Annotated in this window: 1 protein-coding gene; it reads left to right on the top strand. The window is 68.6% G+C overall.

The window, feature by feature from the left end; genetic code table 11:
• Positions 1-1,495, top strand: a 1,495-nt coding sequence (locus IT40_RS26395) for an electron transfer flavoprotein-ubiquinone oxidoreductase (RefSeq protein WP_243700346.1), incomplete at both ends; no start/stop codon positions are given.

Raw genomic sequence — 1,495 nt, 5'->3', positions numbered from 1 at the left:
TTGAACGCGAGTCGATGGAATACGACGTTGTGATCGTCGGCGGCGGCCCGGCGGGGCTGTCGGCGGCGATCCGGCTGAAGCAGGTGAACCCGGAGCTTTCGGTGGTGCTGCTGGAGAAGGGCTCGGAGATCGGCGCGCATATCCTCTCGGGCGCCGTGCTCGACACCGCCGGCCTCGACCGGCTGATCCCGGACTGGAAGGACAAGGGCGCCCCGGTCAGCACCGAAGTCACCCAGGACAATTTCTACATCCTCGGCCCGCAGGGCCAGGTCCGCGTCCCGAACTGGCCGATGCCGCCCCTGATGTCGAACCACGGCAAATACATCGTCTCGATGGGCAATGTCTGCCGCTGGCTCGCCGAGCAGGCCGAGGCGCTGGAGGTGGAGATCTTCCCCGGCATGGCCTGCTCGCAGCTGGTCTACGAGGGCGACCGCGTCGTCGGCGTCGTCGCCGGCGAGATGGGGCTCGAGGCCGACGGTACCCCCGGCCCGGCCTACGAGCCCGGCATGGAGCTGCGCGGCAAATACGTGCTGATCGCCGAGGGCGTGAGGGGTTCGCTGGCGAAAGAACTCATCGGCAAATACGACCTCTCGGCCGGCCATGAGCCGCAGAAATTCGGCCTCGGCATGAAGGAGATCTGGGAGATCGACCCGGCCAAGGCCCGCCCCGGCACCGTCACCCACACCATGGGCTGGCCGCTCGGCAAGAACGCCGGCGGCGGCAGCTTCATCTATCACCTCGAGGGCAACCAGGTCCTGGTCGGCTTCGTCGTCCACCTGAACTACAAGAACCCCTATCTCTATCCCTACATGGAGTTCCAGCGCTTCAAGCACCACCCGCTGGTCGCGGAGCTGCTGGAGGGCGGCAAGCGCGTGGCTTACGGCGCCCGCGCCATCTCCGAGGGCGGCTGGCAGTCGATCCCGAAGCTGGCGGTGCCCGGCGCGGCGCTCTTGGGCTGCTCGGCCGGGCTGGTGAACGTGCCGCGGATCAAGGGCAACCACAACGCCATGCTCTCGGGCATCGCCGCGGCCGAGGCGGCGGCGGCCGCCATCGCCGCCGGCCGCGCGGGCGACGAGCTGGCCGATTACGAGGCCGACCTGCGCACCGGCCCCATCGCCCGCGACCTCAAGCCGGTCCGCAACGTCAAGCCGCTGTGGTCGAAGCTGGGGCTGTGGCCGTCGCTGGCGCTTGGCGGCTTCGACATGTGGGTGGCGAACCTGACCGGCTGGAACCCCTTGGGCACCTGGAAGCACGGCAAGACCGACGCCGAGGCGACCGGCAAGGCCGCCGATTTCCAGCCCATCGACTACCCCAGGCCGGACGGCAAGCTCTCGTTCGACCGGCTGACCAACGTGGCGTTTTCCTTCACCAACCACGAGGAAAGCCAGCCCTGCCACCTGAAGCTGAAGGATCCCACGGTGCCGATCGCGGTGAACCTGCCGCTCTATGCCGAGCCGGCGCAGCGCTACTGCCCGGCCGGGGTCTACGAGGTGCT

Source organism: Paracoccus versutus, from assembly GCF_000763885.1.
GTDB lineage: Bacteria > Pseudomonadota > Alphaproteobacteria > Rhodobacterales > Rhodobacteraceae > Paracoccus > Paracoccus versutus.
This window is presented reverse-complemented; position numbering and strand designations above follow the sequence as displayed.